The 18,044-nt window shown below is 47.7% G+C and carries 15 protein-coding genes and 1 pseudogene; 10 read left to right on the forward strand and 6 right to left on the reverse strand.

Annotated features, from left to right (window positions below; genetic code table 11):
* Positions 1–58 precede the first annotated feature (58 nt).
* Positions 59–2,581, forward strand: a complete 2,523-nt coding sequence (locus QUA20_RS15045; protein WP_333189606.1) for a DUF3769 domain-containing protein — start codon at positions 59–61, stop codon at positions 2,579–2,581.
* Here the strand turns inward: QUA20_RS15045 and QUA20_RS15050 are convergent.
* Positions 2,578–2,718, reverse strand: a complete 141-nt coding sequence (locus QUA20_RS15050; protein WP_333189607.1) for a hypothetical protein — start codon at positions 2,716–2,718, stop codon at positions 2,578–2,580. The genes QUA20_RS15045 and QUA20_RS15050 overlap by 4 nt on opposite strands.
* A gap of 21 nt (positions 2,719–2,739) precedes the next feature.
* Between QUA20_RS15050 and QUA20_RS15055 the strand changes: the two genes are divergently transcribed.
* The gene (locus QUA20_RS15055) at positions 2,740–3,411 is read left to right on the forward strand and encodes a hypothetical protein (RefSeq protein WP_333189608.1); all 672 of its coding nucleotides are present in this window, start codon (positions 2,740–2,742) and stop codon (positions 3,409–3,411) included.
* 25 nt (positions 3,412–3,436) lie between these two features.
* On the opposite strand, the gene QUA20_RS15060 is transcribed toward QUA20_RS15055, so the two are convergent.
* Entirely contained in the window at positions 3,437–3,952 is a 516-nt protein-coding gene (locus tag QUA20_RS15060; protein ID WP_333189609.1) for a phycobiliprotein lyase, read from the reverse strand.
* 690 nt (positions 3,953–4,642) lie between these two features.
* Between QUA20_RS15060 and QUA20_RS15065 the strand changes: the two genes are divergently transcribed.
* A complete protein-coding gene (locus QUA20_RS15065; protein WP_333189639.1) occupies positions 4,643–6,889 on the forward strand; it encodes a hypothetical protein in 2,247 nt (748 codons plus the stop codon).
* Positions 6,890–7,027: 138 nt separating this feature from the next.
* Here the strand turns inward: QUA20_RS15065 and QUA20_RS15070 are convergent.
* Together QUA20_RS15070 and QUA20_RS15075 are read right to left on the reverse strand one after the other, a co-directional pair.
* A pseudogene (locus QUA20_RS15070) lies at positions 7,028–7,701 on the reverse strand (Uma2 family endonuclease).
* A 239-nt stretch (positions 7,702–7,940) separates the two neighbouring features.
* On the reverse strand, positions 7,941–9,350 hold the full coding sequence (locus QUA20_RS15075; RefSeq protein ID WP_333189610.1) for a heterodisulfide reductase-related iron-sulfur binding cluster: 1,410 nt from the start codon (positions 9,348–9,350) through the stop codon (positions 7,941–7,943).
* Between the two features lie 2 nt (positions 9,351–9,352).
* Between QUA20_RS15075 and QUA20_RS15080 the strand changes: the two genes are divergently transcribed.
* A complete protein-coding gene (locus QUA20_RS15080) occupies positions 9,353–9,478 on the forward strand; it encodes a hypothetical protein (RefSeq protein WP_333189611.1) in 126 nt (41 codons plus the stop codon).
* 201 nt (positions 9,479–9,679) lie between these two features.
* On the opposite strand, the gene QUA20_RS15085 is transcribed toward QUA20_RS15080, so the two are convergent.
* Positions 9,680–10,996 carry an FAD-binding oxidoreductase gene (locus tag QUA20_RS15085; RefSeq protein WP_333189612.1) on the reverse strand — a complete coding sequence of 439 codons (1,317 nt, stop codon included), beginning with the start codon at positions 10,994–10,996 and terminating at the stop codon, positions 9,680–9,682.
* 97 nt (positions 10,997–11,093) lie between these two features.
* Here QUA20_RS15085 and QUA20_RS15090 point away from each other — a divergent pair, with 97 nt between their 5' ends.
* The 4 genes from QUA20_RS15090 to QUA20_RS15105 all read left to right on the forward strand — a co-directional run bounded on the left by QUA20_RS15090 (position 11,094) and on the right by QUA20_RS15105 (position 14,727).
* Positions 11,094–12,557: an ATPase domain-containing protein gene (locus tag QUA20_RS15090; protein WP_333189613.1), complete on the forward strand. Its 1,464-nt coding sequence runs from the start codon at positions 11,094–11,096 to the stop codon at positions 12,555–12,557.
* A 403-nt stretch (positions 12,558–12,960) separates the two neighbouring features.
* Positions 12,961–13,332, forward strand: coding sequence for a response regulator (locus tag QUA20_RS15095; RefSeq protein WP_333189614.1), 372 nt, complete (start codon positions 12,961–12,963; stop codon positions 13,330–13,332).
* Positions 13,329–14,489 carry a hybrid sensor histidine kinase/response regulator gene (locus tag QUA20_RS15100; protein WP_333189615.1) on the forward strand — a complete coding sequence of 387 codons (1,161 nt, stop codon included), beginning with the start codon at positions 13,329–13,331 and terminating at the stop codon, positions 14,487–14,489. The genes QUA20_RS15095 and QUA20_RS15100 overlap by 4 nt, the downstream gene beginning before the upstream one ends.
* A complete protein-coding gene (locus QUA20_RS15105) occupies positions 14,455–14,727 on the forward strand; it encodes a DUF4079 family protein (protein WP_333189616.1) in 273 nt (90 codons plus the stop codon). Before QUA20_RS15100 ends, QUA20_RS15105 begins: the two co-directional genes overlap by 35 nt.
* A 137-nt stretch (positions 14,728–14,864) precedes the next feature.
* Here the strand turns inward: QUA20_RS15105 and QUA20_RS15110 are convergent, their stop codons facing one another.
* Complete coding sequence (locus QUA20_RS15110) at positions 14,865–15,845, reverse strand: DALR anticodon-binding domain-containing protein (RefSeq protein WP_333189617.1); 981 nt, start codon at positions 15,843–15,845, stop codon at positions 14,865–14,867.
* A 356-nt stretch (positions 15,846–16,201) separates the two neighbouring features.
* On the opposite strand from QUA20_RS15110, the gene QUA20_RS15115 reads away from it, so the two are divergent.
* Positions 16,202–17,029, forward strand: a complete 828-nt coding sequence (locus QUA20_RS15115) for a Crp/Fnr family transcriptional regulator (RefSeq protein WP_333189618.1) — start codon at positions 16,202–16,204, stop codon at positions 17,027–17,029.
* Between the two features lie 266 nt (positions 17,030–17,295).
* On the forward strand, positions 17,296–17,964 hold the full coding sequence (locus QUA20_RS15120; protein WP_333189619.1) for an HAD-IB family phosphatase: 669 nt from the start codon (positions 17,296–17,298) through the stop codon (positions 17,962–17,964).
* Positions 17,965–18,044: the final 80 nt, after the last annotated feature.

Here is an 18,044-nt window from a genome sequence, read left to right on the forward strand (position 1 = left end):
GCACCCTATAAAATCTAAAATCTAAAATCTAAAATCGGATGACTTACCTGTTGTAACTATGCCCTATCCGGTACCGCCGCCAGAACCCTCTGCCATCATCTACATCGCAAAGCCAAAAAAAGTCGCCCTCACTGTGGCGGCCGGCGATGGAGACACCCGCAGCAACCCCGCAGAAATACCGGAACCAAGCCCAGATATCGTTCAGCCAGAACCCACACCAGCCCCTGCAGCACCCGCAGCCACACTCCTCGGCACTACCCCAGCCACCGACCAGCCTCCAGAAATCGCCGACCCGCTAGCGGAAGTGGAACGCGGCGACGCAGTGGTGGGGTTTCAGCGTCGGGATCCTGTGAGAGAACCCAAAACTGCGGAAACTCCGAAAGATTCCTCGTTTACTGCTTACCAGTTGGGTTCGGTAGAAAATGCCATTGCCATTCGCAATCGGAAACGAACCGCAGAGGCACAGAAACAACAGGAGAGGAATCTTGTCGGAAAGCAGGAAAGTTGGTATCAGGCCCAAGGCCGGCAGTTAGAAGATAACTCTCCCGAACCTGCTGAAATTCCCGTTCCAGAACCCGCGCCGGAACCAGCACCCAGCGGGCAACAGCAGTTCGACATTCCAACTCCGGGAACGACGCCCGCACCGCAGCCTCGGCCGCAGCCTCGGCCTAAACCAGCCGCCCCGGGAGTCCGCACTGCGCCTTCTCAGCGGACGGTGCCGTTTCCGGTGAGTCCGGCCGATACTATCGAAGTTAAGGCCGACCGCCAAGAATTCGACGACAAGCAGCAAATTGTCACGGCGGTTGGTAATGTCGTCGTGCGGTTCCGGCAAACGGTGATTGATGCCGATCGGGCGATCGTCAACTTAGTCACCCGCCAAGTGGTAGCATCCGGCAATGTTGCCTATACCCGCGGCCAACAAGTAGTACGCGGCCAGCAGATGGAGTTCAATCTCGGCCTCAACAGCGGCGCAGTCGAACAAGCCAGCGGCGAAATATTCCTGCCCGCAGCAGGTAGCGAATTGACCCCCACACTGCCGACAGATATTAGTGCTGGGACGATTCTCGAACAGCCGCTGAGCGATCGAATTACCAGCCAGCAGCCCGTGCGCGGAGTCAAATCCCCCGGCGCTGCTACAGTGACTATCGGCGGCGGCGGACAGTTAGCAGCCCCCCAAGTGGTCGGCGCCGTCAACCGCGTCCGCTTTGAAGCAGAACGCATCGAACTGCTGCCAGACGGCGCGAGGGTAGCAACGAACATTCGGATTACTAACGACCCGTTTTCCCCGCCGGAATTTGAATACAGGGCCCGGAGGGCGACGATTAGAAGGATTTCGCCCACGGCTGAGGAATTAGTCACAACTCAACCCCGCTTGGTGTTCGACAACCGCGTGAAAATACCCGTGTATCCCCGCAGGCAAGTGTTTGACAGCCGGCAGCAAAACGGCCCGTGTTTGACTTTTGGTTACGACGGGGGGGACAGAGGCGGTTTGTATGCCGAGTGCGGTTTGGAGGTGTTGCAAAACGGGCCGGTGCGGCTGACCCTGACGCCCCAAATTTACCTGCAGCGGCTCGTGGCAGAGAACGGCGGTAATCCGTTTTCTCCCGACAGCTACGGGCTGAAAGCGAGGTTACGCGCTAGTCTCGGCCCGCGCACCAGCCTGGACGGATCGGCAATATTTTTGAGTTTTGAAAATTTCCCGAATTTGCCGGAAGACAGCTTTCGGGGCAATTTGCGCCTGCGGCAGTTGATCGGCACTCACTCTCTGGCAGCAGAATACAGTTATCGCGATCGGCTGTTTAACGGTTCTCTGGGCTATCAAACCGTGCAGAGCAGCCTCGGGGCAGTCCTCACTTCCCCTGTCATCCAACTCGGAGGCACTGGCATCAATCTCAGCTACCAAGCCGGGTATCAATTTATCAATGCTGACACCGATCGAGCAGACTTGCTCGAACCAGTGCGGGAAAACAACCGCGTCGATTTGGGCCGTTCCCAACTCAGCTTTGCCTTGAGCCGCGGCTTCAACCTGTGGGAGGGCGAACCGCTGCCCCGCACTCCCACCCAGGGTTTGAGGTATACGCGGACGCCGGTGGTTCCTTTCTTGCAACTGGCCTTGGGAGTCCGGGGAGTTGGTACTTATTACAGCAGCGGCGACAGACAAAATTCGATCGCCCCCAGCGTCGGCATTCAAGGGCAGTTCGGTCATTTCTCCCGCCCTTTCCTCGATTACACTGGGTTTAACGTGACTTATACCCAGGTGGGGCGCGACGGTATCTCGCCGTTTTTATTCGATCGCTTAGTAGATTTGAGAGTCCTGTCTTTTGGACTTGTCCAGCAAGTTTACGGAGGGTTTCGAGTCGGATTTCAAAGTGCTATTAATTTAGAAAGCGGGGAAGCAATCAGTACGAATTACACTGTAGAATACAGCCGTCGCAGCTACGCAATTATTTTGCGTTTTAATCCTGAGCGTCAAGTCGGCAGCCTGACTTTTAGAATTAGCGACTTCAACTGGAATGGGACTCCCCAACCTTTTTCCGGGGACGCGCGAACTGTAGAAGGAGGCGTGCGTTTATCCGATTAATTCAATTGGGTAATCGGTAATGGGTAATTGGTAATAAGTAATTCGTAATTTTTCCTTCTATCTGTTACATCCATTAAATTCCGTACACTGCTTCGTTGCCGAACTTCTTCCTTCTTCCTTCTTCCCTCTTCCTTCAAAATCCCAATTCCCAAGTTCCCATGACAGAAGTGACCGCAATATCTGCACAAGCAGCGGCTCTGCTGGTTCACTACGGTTTTGACCTAGGTGGCAAAAAAGCCGAGAAATTGGCGGGTGAATGGCTGACCAAGTATCCCGGCTATTGGCTGCGTTTAGCAGTGGTTGAAGCGCTTTATCAAGGGCGCTACAAAGCTGTTTCTGTGGGACAGCTATTGAGTATGTGGCATCGGATAGGTCAACCTCTCTATCATTTCAATCGCGAGTTTGAACGCTTGGTCTGCAATAATTTTCCTCAAAGTTTAACCGGGGAAAGTGCTGCTCAAATGCCACAGGAAGATATACTTTTATCGAACCCGGAATCGGAATTTAGTGCCGCAGAGTTAGATTTTCGCGGGCCGTCAGAGGCGCAACTTGATGTGGCGCTTCATGCAGAAATCCCGAACACAGATGCCGAGGAAACAGGAAAATTGCCTGCAGCCGACGATCGCACAAAAGAAAATACAGAATTTGTAGTATATGAAGATGTGGCTGTTACCGCCCTCGCCGATCGAGCCGAAGCTGAACACAAATTAGCGGACAAACCTGTGGCAAAATCATTCCCAGTTGTCAAACACACTGATTTTCATACCAAGTTAAAAGCGATTGCCAGAGAAGGCCGAAGAAAGAAGGGAGAAAGCAGAAATAGAGTGTAAACTTTGGGAACTAGATAGTTATTTGTCACTTTTCATTTTGGGCACTTCCTCCCATCCGAATTTCCGAACAAAAAGAGGCTTGTTCGGTACCGTTAGCTTGCTTAACAACGCTAGTCCGCAGCCGCAAATTGGGCATGAGATACCACACCCTTTCTTCGGCATGGAGAGTGTCTGATTCTGTAATCAATGTCAGCACGTCGTCGCCCATCACGTAGCGGCTGTTACCCTTGTCTTGCAACACTTTGCCTTCGCTGGGATTGTCGGGATTTGGTACGATCGCTAGTATGGTAGAACCGATTTGTTTAGCTTTGTCGCGATCGGAAATACCGTCCCAAGTAATCCGAACGCTGGTTAGCCCAGTTGAGGCCGGGTTAATGGAGTGTGCTTGGCAAAGTTTGACGACTGCTGCATCGCTAGCTGTCAGTATTTCTATTTTGAGGTCGGATTTACCTGCCTGCAATTTCCCAGAATTGAGATTGTGTACGGTGCGCTGAGAAAACCATTTGCCTGCACTTAACTCGAAAAACTCGATAACATCCATGAAATTTGTCTCTAAAGTCAATACTGCTTTATTTGCGATCGTAACTTGCGCGCTATGGAGTCAGAAACCCGGTTTCTTCCTACCTACCTAGCGGTCAAACCAATGATTTTGTTTAGAAACCCGGTTTAACAGTGCAAGTTCTATTCTATATTTTAGAGGAAGGGGGCGCGCCTGCAAAGCTTTCTGAGAGCTTTGGCGAAGCAGATTGCAGATATGGTTGAGGTAGGAAACCCAACCAGGGCGACATCTGCCTCGCTGATGCGGCCCCATTGACAGAAAATTAGAGCATCCAGAATCGTGTTTCTTTAAAAAAGCCTTGTTCCCACATCAAATAGGATTGCGATACCTGACAATTTTTAGCTTGAGTTTGTTTATCTATCGACAATCATCGCCCAAAGACTGGCTATGTTAAGAAAGACAACGATATATGTCAGCTTTTGTAGATCGATCGGTTAATTGGGCGTTGCTGAGTTGAATTATATTGGTACCGATTGATTATAATCGCACTCCTTGAAAATTCTCAAAGCAGACTCAGACTCAAAAACCAGCAATTCATCGAACCATAACCAAACCAAGGACAGCAGACCCTAGCACATAGCATTCAAATATGTCATGCTAAGTCAAGAGAAAAGATTCTCGATCGGGTTTCCAGCAGGGTGCAGCTAGCGATCGCATACATTTAAAAAAGACATCCACAAATTCATGAGCGAGTTTACACAAGGGCTGGATAAAATGCAGCCTGCAGAACAGAGACACTATTTAGGAATCTTGCCAAGTCAGCTAGCAGCGACTTCAGACTCCGAGAAATTATACAGCTTACTAACAGATTACAATTTTATTGAAGCCAAGCTGTCAGCATCCGGAGTACAGGCGCTAATAGAAGATTACGATTTAGCAACAAGTCCCGATATAATTACCTCAGACCAAAAAGGCGACCAACTCCAATTAATCCAAGAAACAATTCGTCTGTCTGCCCACATTCTAGCCAAAGACAAAACCCAACTAGCCACCCAACTAATTGCCCGCTTGATGCGCTTTGAAAGTCCAGAAATTCAAGCACTGCTAGCACAAGCAAAACACCAAAAAAGCCCCTGGCTGCGACCGCTAACGCCCAGCTTTACTCCTCCCGGCGGGAGATTGCTGCGCACCCTCACAGGACATACAGATTGGGTACAAGCTGTAGCAATCACCCCCGACGGCAAGCGGGCAATTTCTGCGTCCTCCGACCACACCCTCAAAGTTTGGCACTTAGAAACAGGCGAAGAACTTTCAACCCTCGAAGGTCATCTTACCTACGTCAATGCTGTAGCTGTCACGCCCGACGGCACTAAAGTAATTTCCGGTTCTTGGGACAATACTATTAAAATTTGGGATTTAGAAACTGGACAAGAAATATTTACCTTTGCAGGCGATACTTTTGCAGTAGAAGCAGTAGCAGTAACTCCCGACGGCAAGCGAGTAATTTCTGGTTCTTGGGACGGCAGCATAAAAGTTTGGGATTTGACAACCAGGGAAGTAATTTTTAACTTCAAAGGTCACAGCAGTTTTGTCCAGTCCGTAGCAGTAACTCCTGATAGCAAACGGTTGATTTCTGGGTCGGGAGACAACAGCATAAAAGTCTGGAACCTAGAAACGGGAAAAGAACTTTTTACTCTCACGGGTCATGCAGATTGGGTAAAAAGTGTAGCAGTTACTCCCGACGGCGAACAAATAATTTCCGGCAGTTACGACGGAACTGTTCAAGTCTGGAGTTTGTCAGAAAGAAAGCAACTTTTCACTTTAGGAAAACACGCCAGCTTCGTTCAAGCTGTAGCAGTAACTCCCGACGGCAAACGAATAATTTCAGCTTCCGGCGACAAAACGCTCAAAGTTTGGAATCTGGAAACAAAAGAAGAACTTTTCACTTTTACCAATCACATCGCCCCAGTGAATGCTGTGGCTGTTACCCCCGACGGCCAGCGGATAGTTTCTGGTTCCTCTGACAAAACTCTCAAAGTTTGGCACTTAGAAATAGGCAAAGAAAATTTATCATTTGCAGGTCACCATGACTGGGTAAATGCTGTAGCAGTGACGGCGGACGGTACTAAAGTAATTTCCGGTTCAGGAGACAACAGCATTAAAGTCTGGGATCTCAAAGACGGACAGGAAATTTTTACTATTCCCGGTCATAAAGATTGGGTAAAAGCGATCGCAATAACAGCGGATAGCAAGCGAGTAGTTTCGGGTTCCGGCGACAAAACTGTGAAAGTTTGGAATCTAGAAACCGGACACGAAATCTTTACTTTCACTGGTCATACGGACTGGGTGAATTCTGTGGCAGTGACGGCAGACGGAACGATGGCGATTTCCGGTTCGGGAGACACAACTATTAAAGTTTGGAGTTTAGACACAGGAGAGGAACTTTTTACTTTATCAGGTCATGAGGACGGGATAAAAGCTGTGGCAGTTACTCCCGACAGCAAGCGGATTATTTCGGCTTCCGGCGACAAAACTCTGAAAGTTTGGAGTTTGGGGAAAGAAAAGAATATTTTGGCAAATGTCTGGAATTTAGCCGTCAAACATCTACTTTTCACCCTCAAAGGTCATGAGAGTTTTGTGAATGCTGTGGCAGTTACCACCGATGGCAAATGGGCGATTTCGGGCGGGAGAGAAAACAATCTTAAAGTTTGGGATTTGTCAAGTAGAAAAGAAGTTTTTACTTTGGTAGGTCATGACGATTCGATAACATCTGTAGCGAGTGTGGGAAATAGGGCGATTTCTGTTTCGGATGACAATACTCTCAAAGTTTGGGATTTGTTGAGTCGAAAAGTAGTTGCTAGTTTCAGGGGAGATAGTGCGTTGAAAGCTTGTGCTATTGCACCGGATGGAGTGACAATTGTGGCGGCGGAAGCTTCAGGACAGGTGCATTTTTTGAGGTTAGAAGAGGGGGAAAAATAACCTACGGGTAGGGACACGGCCTTGCCGCGTCCTTACAAATATAATGTGAAATTAACGGGGTTTGATATTAATTATGAGGGTGCGCAGTCCGCACCTTACGGCTTAATGTAGCCCGATCGCCCTTTTCCCCAGTCTAGTTTACAATTGTTCCGGGTCAATCCCCATCGATCGCAGTCTTTCTACCAGGACAGCAGCCCGCTGTTCGGCTTGTTCTGCAAGATGTTCGGCTTGTTCTAAGCTGCGAGAAACCTCCTCATAACTTGTAAACGGTTCGCCGTCAGGGCGATAAATTTGCAACTCTTCACCCGACAAATCAAAGCGAATTCCCAGTCGGGGACTGACCCAATTTTCGATCGCATCAATTACGTCCAAACGCCCCTGTGAACGAATCCAACCGCTGAAATCGTTGCGTTCCGGGTCGTACAGGTAATATTCCTCTACCCCGTGGCGATCGTAAAATACCTGTTTTTTATTCATTTCTGTTAGCTTGTTATCGGCAGAAAGAATTTCAAATACTACTTGCGGCGCGCTATTTTCTTCTTCCACTGTTTGTAAGAACCCCTATCTCCTTTCGGTCTGCCGAAGACTACCATCACATCCGGGCCGACGCGAATCTTGTTATCTCCTTCGACGGGATACCACAGCAAATCGCCCGCGACAAATACATTCGGGTCATCCGCAAATAGCCACGCTAAATTTTGTTGGATGATGAGTATCCAGCGAAATTTTTTGGTATTGTCTGACATTGGTTTGCCGTCGCTGTCGGGGTAAATTACATCAGGTTTTTGAGGAGACTTGAGTTGAGTTACCATAACTGTTGTCCGGGGTTAGGGACTGTTGAATTTAATTTTAGCTTGTGGGAAATGTCAGAAGTGCGATGCCCTGCGGGATAGCTACGCCGCGCGTATTTTCTCAATACAATAACCTATTCCTCTTTCTCATTCTTCTGCCCCCTGTGTGGAACAGGCGTCCCGCCTGTGAATTTCTGCGGTTCATTAAAAAACATCTCACTCAGCATCCAAAATAGGGCGGAACCGCCCGCCCTACAAAACTACTTCCTCAGCAACTTAACCCCGCGAATCGAATAATCCAAAAGCTCAATTGGGTGCATCAAAGTAACTTCCTTTCCCTGCAACTCCAAATGCTTCTTAATTTGCAAAGAACAACCCGGATTAGAAGAAGCAATCAACTCCGCACCAGTATTCAGCAAATTCTCCACCTTTTGCACTCCCAATTCATCAGCAACCTCCGGCTGAAGCATATTGTAAACCCCCGCACTCCCACAGCACAAAGCCGCATCCACAGGCTCTTTTAACTTCACCCCAGGAATTTGTTGCAACAACTGACGCGGCTGCAAACTAATCTTTTGCCCGTGCAACAAATGACAAGCATCCTGATACACAATTGTCAAATCTCCGTCAATCAAAGGATTGAGTTTTGCCGTAATTCCCGCACTTGCCAAAAACTCTTGCACGTCCTTAACATTAGCAGCAAATTTCTCAGCTTTCTCCCGATAATCCGGGTCATCTGCTAAAATGTGACCGTATTCTTTCAAAGTGTGGCCGCACCCAGCAGCGTTGATAATCACCACATCAACGCCAGTATTTTCAAAGCTATCAATCATTTGTCTCGCTAAGGCTTTCGCCTGTTCCGCTTGCCCTTGGTGTTCGGGCAAAGCAGCACAGCATCCCTGACTTTTCGGAATTACAACCTCGCAACCGTTAGCCGTCAAAACTCGCACCGTAGCTTCATTAACTGGCGAAAATAACAGCCGCTGCACGCAGCCTAAAATCACGCCGACTCGATAGCGTTTTTCGCCTTGTGCCGGAATTACCTCTGGCAAATTATCCCGGAAAGAATCAACAGTAACTTTCGGCAAAATTGATTCCATCGCGGCCAAGCGGGGAAATACTTTTTTCAGCAAACCTGTTTTGCGGACAAGTTTTGGCAGTCCTAATTTTTGATAAATAAACAAGGGTACAAGCAAAGGCCGCAATCTGTGAGGATAAGGGAAGAGATTAAAAATCAGAGTGCGAATTACATTATCGGAAAAAGTGCGTTCCTGATTTCTAGTAACTTGGTGGCGAGTTGCGGAAATTAACTTGTCGTATTGAACTCCAGACGGACAAGCTGTAACGCAGGCTAAACAGCCCAAACAAGTATCGAAATGCTGCGAGGTTGCTTCATTTAATGGTGCGTCGCCTTCGTTGATTGCATCCATTAAATAAATGCGGCCTCTGGGGGAATCCATTTCTTTGCCGAGTACGCGATAACTCGGACAAGTTGATAAGCAAAAACCGCAGTGCACGCAAGTATCGATTAATTTCGGGTCGGGCGGATTGTGGGGGTCGAAACCCGGGATTTCGAGGGTTTGTAAGTGGGGATTTTGTGCTAGAAAATTGCTTTCCTTGGCGGGTTTTAAATCGTCGCTGGGAACGGGAGATTTTTCTGAAGTTTGCATATATGGAAGAAGGAAGAGGGAAGAAGGAAGGAGGAAGAAGGAAGGAGGAAGAGGGAAGAAGGAAGGAGGAAGAAGGAAGGAGGAAGAGGGAAGAAGGAAGAAGGAAGAAAAAAAATTTAGTTATCTAGGAGAGAAGTCAGAAGCAATCGACCGCATGGATCAAGTGCAATTAAGAATGTCCTAAACGTCCCAACCAAAACTTCTCTTTTTTCTCTTCCTTTGCGGGCTAGCGCTAACGCGCCTTCGCGGTTCGTTAAAAAACAAATCAGGTTCACCAATAATTCAGACTAGGAATAAAAAAAACTGAAGTCCTGACTATAAACTTTAAACTAAATACCACTTATAAAACGATGGGGACTCAAAATATTTTCCGGGTCAAACTGCTGTTTAATCCGGCGCATTAAATCGATCGCACTTCCAGTATAGCCCCAAACATCTAACTGTTGCTTGATGTCGGCCGGCGCTGCTAAAACAGTCAGAAAACCGCCTTTCGCTTCGCACCCTCTGCGTACCTGCAACAGCGTTTGGGCCGTCGCATTCTCAAACCGCAAAACCCCCAAACCGCTGCCTGCATGAATCCAAGCGTCCTGTACCGGCAATTCGTTAATTGCCGTTACAGCTTCCGACGGTCTGATTCCTATTTTGCAAATAATTGCCGACTTTGTGCCAGAATTCCACATTGTTTCTGGCAATCTTTGCCATAACTGATGCTCATCATTTTCGCAGCAGCTACTGCCTTGCAAACCCAACTTTTCGCCAACTTCCAGCAAGCGGGCTGATTGTTGTTTAACACTTTCTGCGATACTTTGAAATCTGACGATTAATCCCGTGCCCTTTCCTAAGCCTAATTTTGCGACTAATTCAGGTGACAGCAAATCGATCGCACTTGGTGTCAAAGCAGAGGATAATAAGATTTGAGCGGTTTGGGACAAAGCATTAGTTTGCCCTGTCAGCACTACGGTTCCCGAGGATTCAGGCAGCGGATAAACTCGGAAAGTTACTTGACTGATGACGCCCAAGGTGCCGTAAGCACCAGTAAAAAGTTTCATCAAGTCGTAACCGGCGACATTTTTAACAACTCGACCTCCGGCTACGGCAATTTTACCGTCCGAACGCACAAAGGTTATTCCCAACAGCAAATCGCGAACCCCGCGATAGCGATGCCGCAAGGAACCCGCATCAGCAGTAGCGATAATTCCGCCCAAAGTTGCCTGTTGCGGATACGCCGGATCGATCGGCAAAAATTGACCTGCTGCGGCTAAAATTTGCTGCAAATCGGCAAACTTCATCCCCGCTTCCGCAGTCACGGTTAAATCGCCCACAGCGTGTTCTACAAGCCGATTGAGGCGCGAAGTGCTGACAGCAATATTAACTCCCTTAACTAAACCGCCCCAATCAAGTTTGCTGCCACTGCCACAAGGCAAGACTGCACAGCGATTTTGCCCAGCCCAAGCAATGACAGCCGCCAGTTCTTCCTGAGTATTCGGGTAAACGGTACAATCTATTTTCGTGCCCGGGGCAACTGCTTTTTCTATCCGTTCTTGCCAAAATACCTCTGTGTACTGCGGCAGACTGATTCCAGCATTGCCGACAATACTTTCTAATTCTTGTGTGCTAACGTAATTTTCGGTAGAAAAAGATTTCATGAAGGTTATCAGACGCCCGGTAAAAAAAATCATCAAAACACTGCCTAAAACTATTAAATATTAATACGGGCCCGATATTCAAAACATGAAAAAACAAATGTCTCAAAACCGACTTTCTCTGGGAATTACCGGTCTCAACGAAGTGATTGGCGGCGGCCTGATTCCTCAACGCTCTTATCTGGTGCGCGGCGGCCCGGGTACTGGCAAGACTACACTGGGCTTTCACTTTTTGGCAGCAGGTGTGGCTCTGGGAGAAACGCCCCTGTTTATTACTTTAGGAGAACCGGAAGCGCAATTGCGCGCCAATGCCGCAAGTCTCGGTTTTGATATGGAAGCGATGGCGTTCCTCGATTTGAGCCCATCCTCAGAATTTTTTACAGAAGTTCAGACTTATGACATTTTCTCCCCCTCCGAGGTGGAGCGAGAACCGACTACACAAAAGATTATCGAGCGAGTCGAAGCTGTCAAGCCGCAACGGGTGTTTTTGGACGCGATCACTCAATTTCGCTACTTAGCTGCGGATGAGTTTCAGTTTCGCAAGCAAGTTCTGTCTTTTCTGCGGTTTTTGGTGGAAGGGGGGGCGACGGTGGTGTTCACCTCCGAAGGCACTTCAAGTGCTCCAGATGACGATTTGCAATTCATCAGCGACGGAGTAATTTATTTAGAACTGCGCCCTGAAGGACGCACCCTGTCTGTCACCAAGCTGCGAGGCTCCAATTTCCGCAGCGGCCACCATTCGCTGCGCCTGACTCAGGCTGGTATGGAGGTATTTCCGCGACTGCTTCCGGACAACTTTCAACAGGATTTTGTTGCTGAAGCGATTTCTGCTGGGGTTCCAGAAATCGACGAACTACTGCACGGGGGACTGGAACGGGGGACTGTGACGGTGATTAGCGGGCCTAGCGGCGTGGGTAAAACGACGGTGGGGATTCAGTTTATGAAGGAAGCCGCAGGAAGGGGGGAGCGATCGGTAGTTTACATTTTTGAGGAGTCAACTTCTACTCTGCTGCAGCGCTGCGAATCAGTTAACATCCCGGTTGGGGCGATGATTGGGCAAGGAAGTCTTTCGGTGATACCTGTGGAACCTTTGCTGTACTCGCCGGATCAGTTTGCCTGTATGGTTCGCCAGGAGGTGGAACAGGAAAAGACGCGGATTGTGATGCTTGACAGTATTTCTGGCTATCAGCTTTCGATGCAGGGGCAAGATTTGGTGAACAATTTGCACGCTTTGTGCAAGTATCTCAAGAATATGGGAGTCACCGTTATCTTGATTAATGAGGTAGAAGCCCTTAGCGGAGATTTTCGGCTGACCGAGATCGGGATTAGCTATTTGGCGGATAATCTTCTGTTTATACGTTATCTGGAACGCCAACTGCATAATAGGACAGAAATCCGCAAGGCGATCGGAGTAATTAAAAAACGAGTCAGCAATTTCGAGAGAACTTTGCGAGAACTCGAGATTACTCGCTACGGCATCAAAGTCAGCAAACCAATACGGGGGCTGCGCGGCATTTTGAGTTCGGCGCCGGTGTGGATTGAGGATGAACCGGATGAAGATTGAATCGGGGCTTGTCGTGCTGTTTTTGGGCAATTGGAGCTAATTTTGCAGTTGTGAATCAAATTAGTAGGGTGCGCACCGCGCACCTCACCACTAGCCTCTGTCCTGGAAAACTTAAATATATTGGTAAATTTGTGTATTTTTCGACTTTTATCGTAGTGTAGTTTTCAATTCTATGAAATACAGTAGGGGCAAAGGGCACGCGGCCGTGTTTTTTACCCCTACTGTATTTCACTCAACTGAAAACCGATGTAATCCCTCGCCGAAAAGTAAGCTAATACCAGATAAAAAAAAACTCCAACTTTATGCACGATCCAAACCCATATATAATCAGTCGTTCGCTATTATTCAATTCTTTAATCTAAAATCTAAAATAGTAGAAGCCGTATTGAAAGGAAGCTGATAGATGACTGAAAACTCAATAATTTTAGCGGTTGACCGCAATCACCGAAACTTGGAACTATTAGCACAATTTCTCAACAAAGAAGGATACCAGATGATCGCGGCTTATAACTTGGAAGATGTTGCACAAGCTATCAGTCAGCCTGCTAGGATCGGAATGGCTTTAGTAGATATTTCTGGTTTCGACCGCCGGATTTGGGACTGCTGCGAACACCTGCGAAATCACCAAATCCCTTTTCTGATACTCTCGCCCAAACAAAGCGCTGCCATTCAGCACGAAAGCCTCTGCCACGGTGCTCGGAATATGTTAGTAAAACCTTTGATCGTTAGAGATTTGCTGGGAATTGTTCACAGCTTGCTAGGAGAAGTTGCGTGAGTCAAATTTTATTACTTGTCGAACAGAAAGAAAATCGCCGCCTGTTATTAGAATGGCTAGCTGTTTACTATGAGGTATTGCTGCCAAACTCAACAGAAAATAGTGAGGATTTTTTACCATTTAATCAATCTTTTGACCTGGCGATAATTGACGGTATTTCGCTGAAACGCCACTGGCAATGGGTTGCCGCCCAAAAACAGGCAGAACACCCGGTATGCTTGCCTTTCCTTTTGATTACATCCCGAGCGGATGTAGGGATGGCAACGCAATTTATTTGGCAAAGTATTGACGATTTGATTATCGCTCCGATCGAGAAAATAGAATTGCAAGCGCGGGTGGAGATTTTGCTGCGATCGCGCCAGTTGTCTTTAACTCTCAAATTGTCTCACGACCAGCTCGATCGCACTCTGCAAACAGCCCAAGAGCTTAACGAGATGAAAACATCTTTGCTGTACATGATTGCCCATGACGTTCGCAATCCTTTGAATTTCATCATCGGCACTACACAACTTCTTACCAAGTACAAGTTGACATTAACAGAGGAGAAAACACAAGAACTGTTAGACAAAACTCAAGCAGCCGCCAAAGGTATCGATCAGTTATTAGACGATGTTCTGCTGCTAGGCCGTGTTGAGTCAGGACAAGCCGGGTTTTGCTTGGTACCGCTAGACTTAGCAAAGTTTTGTAATGAGTTGGTAGTGGAATTTCAGAACAGCCTGAAGTTGAAACCTCAAACCGATCCGGTGACGCTGATTTTTGTGAATCACAGTCAATCGGCGATCGCGTGTTTGGAGGTAAGCTTGCTCCGGCGCATTCTGGGCAATTTGCTGTCAAATGCTATTAAGTATTCTCCCCCAAATACCGAAGTAATTTTTGAATTCAAACTTACTGAAACTGAGGCTATTTTTTCGATCCAGGATTCAGGAATTGGCATACCTGTTGCAGACCAAGGACGGCTGTTTGATTCGTTTTACCGGGCTAAAAATGTCGGTCGCATTCCCGGTACTGGACTGGGGCTGAGCATTGTTAAAAAGTGCGTTGACTTGCACGGTGGCGAAATTACTTTGATCAGTGAAGAAGGCGTCGGCAGTACATTTACAGTAACGCTGCCGATCGCAAAAGTTGAACAAGATCAACTCTCGCCTGCAACGCCTTAAACTAGATGCAGGCATTTTATTGGGATTGCAAGACGGGATTTTTCGCAGGGATGATGTATGGCTGGTTGCTCATTTTTATTACAACATCGATGGGACGCTTTTGATGGTTTTTTCGCGGGCAATTGCAGCGGAAATTTATCATAGTCGAGCGCACCGCTGGGGGAAAATTCACACTGTTTTAAACTGCATCGCGCTGCTGCTATTTCTCTGTCAAAGAGTAACGGCTTCTCGCTATTAGTTGTAAATGCGTTTAAGCTGGCAAAAATAACTCATTTATCACTGCGATTTCAAAATTTAAACTTGTCCGAAACCAGCGCCTAAATACAGTAAAATACTTTATTTTATGTTCGTTATTACTTTTTTATACTGACTAATTCAAAGTTCTAAAGGAGCAATAGCGTTAAACAAATTTTCTAGGATAAATCGCAGCAAAGATTGAGTTGCTAATATTAAACCCAATCGAGCTTGGGCGAGTTTTGGCTGTTCTATTTTAACTTCTCCCCAAATTCGGCACTGGCTGTAAAAAATCTGAAATGCTTCGCTCAAACTATTGGCTAATTTGAAATAATTGATAGGTTGTTCGCGGTTTTTTACCTCAAAATTAGGATATAAATTGTCTAGCACTGTTAAGAGTTGGGATATTAAACGGCGTTCTGCTGGATGCACTAACCGCAGTCGATCGCCCTCGTCAATCCAAGGGATAGGATTTGGATCTGCCAGGAACCAAATTGGCGGCGCTGTAGGGACATCCGGCTGGGCGATCGAAATTATCCGATCGCGGTGGGCCATTCGCAGCAAGGAACAGCAGCGCGCGTGGCTGTACTGAATGGGAAACAGCCGATCGGCTGACACAACAGGAGATAATATTCGAGATTCTGGAACTGGGAGGTTCGTTTGAGCTAAACGCTGCAACCAGACGGCTAAACCTGCATCAGTCAATTCCAGCTCAATAATTCCCGCCGGCGCGACTTTAACGGCGAAATCTGGGTAGCACAGCGGTTGGAGAGTTTCGGCCAACTGTGCCGCGATTGTCTGCGGTGTCTGCTGCCAAGTTTTAGCCAATTTCAGGGCGATCGCAGACACGTACAGCACCCGCGCGCTATCTTTACTCCGATTTAACGGAAATATTGCACCATTCTCAATAAGCTTTTTATGGGCGGGCAGGATGCCTGTGAAGCGAGAAAATTCATCTCTTGTGGAACGGGCATCTTGCCCGTTCTTGAGAATGGTGCAACCTATGATATTTAACGGAATTTCCCCTAGTGTCCCCTGCTGGCCGATCGCGCTTTGGAACCTTGAAAGCAAGAAACACTTCACTGTAACTTCCGGGCACTGCGAGATATTTGCTGTATCCATATCGGCTCATCCTGCGGTAATAGCAACGATCGACTGTTACCACTTGCACTGTTCTTGTACGTTAAACTGCTGATGTCACAGATGGGCGATCGGCTGCCCCGGGCGGGGCTGCATCGAATTCATCTGCTTTCTAGCGATTTTTGGGCTAAATATACAATAATTTACGACAAATTTTTTGCTGACTTCTACCATTTTGATGTATTTTTTGCTACATTGAATCTTTCGGTAAAACTAAGAAAAGTCTGCACAGTTAATAAGCGTGCAAGCTCGATCGGGGATGGGTGGTCTCACTTTGTATCGCACTGCTGGCAGAAGCTGTTTTTCTCACTGATTAAATATATCCCAGAGCCTCACCTATGCAATCAACTTCCACACCTCTAGAGACTATCGATCGACCTTTTATCACTTGGCAGCGAATTATCGACTGGGCCCAGGAACACTACCGCTGCCGGACTTTTAGCAAAGATGAGCGGATTCCCGCAAGACCCGGACTGCTGTATTTAGTCCAGAAAGGTTCTGTGCGACTCGTAGGTAGCGCTCAAGTTAGCGCTGCGACGGGGAAGTCGAAATCCGTTGACAAAACTACAGAAGAAGCTTTTTTGGGCTTCGTCGGCGCCGGTCAGCCCTTTGAACTCGTTGCTCAGTCTCCGTTTACTCTCCAAGCTTACGCCCACGCCGATCAAACTCACGTAGTGTGGATGTACTGGCACGACTTAGATAATTGGCCTCACTTCCGCAGGGAAATTTTGGATGCGTTTCGCTACCAACACCAGCGGAAACTTCTCTGGCTGAGCACTTTGGGACAGCGCCGGACGATCGACCGACTGCTGGGATTTCTCACTTTGTTGATCGAAGAGTTCGGCGAACCTTACGTAGGTGACGGCGAACCGGATGTGGTTCGGGGCTACCGGCTGCCTTGGGCCTTGACTCACGCTCAAATTGGCAGCGCGATCGGCTCGACGCGGGTGACGGTGACGCGGCTGATGGGTAAGTTGCGATCGAAAGGTTTGATTAATACTGAGGATGATAATTTAATCTGTTTGCCGGCTAAGTCTAACCCCCAAAAGACAAAAAACCAAAAGCAGGAGTTAGAAGATTCCCTGGAAGATTCTCTGGAAGATTCCCTGGAAGATTCCCTGGAAGATTCCCTGGAAGATGAAGATTCTCTCGAAGAATCTGCATAAAATCCTCCGGACGATTGCCAAAACACTGCGCGCAGCTATTAGTTTTTGGCTGTCGGGGTGTCTGTCGCTCGACAGTGTACGAGAAATTGTGTAAACTTTTCCAGTTCTCTCTCTTGTGCGACTGACAATGACCAAAAATTTCTTGATGGTACCCGCCACGTAATTTATCCGTGGAATCAATCCAAAATCTCAAATCTAAAATCATCAAGCCCCCGAATTTATCCGTGGGGTCAATCCAAAATCCAAAATCTAAAATCTAAAATCGAATGACCGATGACAAGCAAAAATCTTCAATCCCGAACAATCAGCAACGGGTGGTATTCTGCGACTTTGACGGCACGATAACTGTTGAAGAAACTTTTGTGGCAATGCTCAAGCATTTCGCACCGGAACTGTCGTCTCAACTGATGCCTGAAATATACGCTAGAAGGCTGAGTTTGCGATCGGGAGTGCGACAGTTACTAGAGTCTATTCCCTCGGAATGTTACGGGGAAATTGTGGAATTTTCTAGGGGAAGGCTGATGCGGCCGGGATTGTTGGAATTGCTGGATTTTTTGGACGAGAAAAAGGTGGATTTTGCGATAGTGTCCGGCGGTCTTCGCGTCATGGTAGAGACGGTAATGGGCGATTTGGTACACCGGGCGAGCGTTATTTACGCTGTGGATGTGGACGCTAGCGGCCCTCGCTTGCAAGTCAATTCTGAGTTTGAAGGAGATACGGAATTGGTGTCTAAGGTGCGGGTGATGGGCCAGCACCCGGCCCAGGAACAGGTGGCGATCGGAGATTCGCTGACGGATTTTAATATGGCTTTGCAGGCTTCGTCGGTGTTTGCGCGCGATCGGCTTGCCGAGTATCTAGACGAACAGCAAAAGCTTTATACTAAATGGGATAATTTTTTTGACGTGTTGGAAAGTTTGTCCCAGAAATGGAATTGAAACTAAACTAGGACTTGCGCCAAAAAAATCGCACTATGCGGTATGTGTATTTAGTAAGTTGCTTGTGGCGCACCCTACGT

This window comes from Microcoleus sp. Pol7_A1 (genome assembly GCF_036701085.1).
GTDB classification, from domain to species: Bacteria; Cyanobacteriota; Cyanobacteriia; order Cyanobacteriales; family Microcoleaceae; genus Microcoleus; species Microcoleus asticus.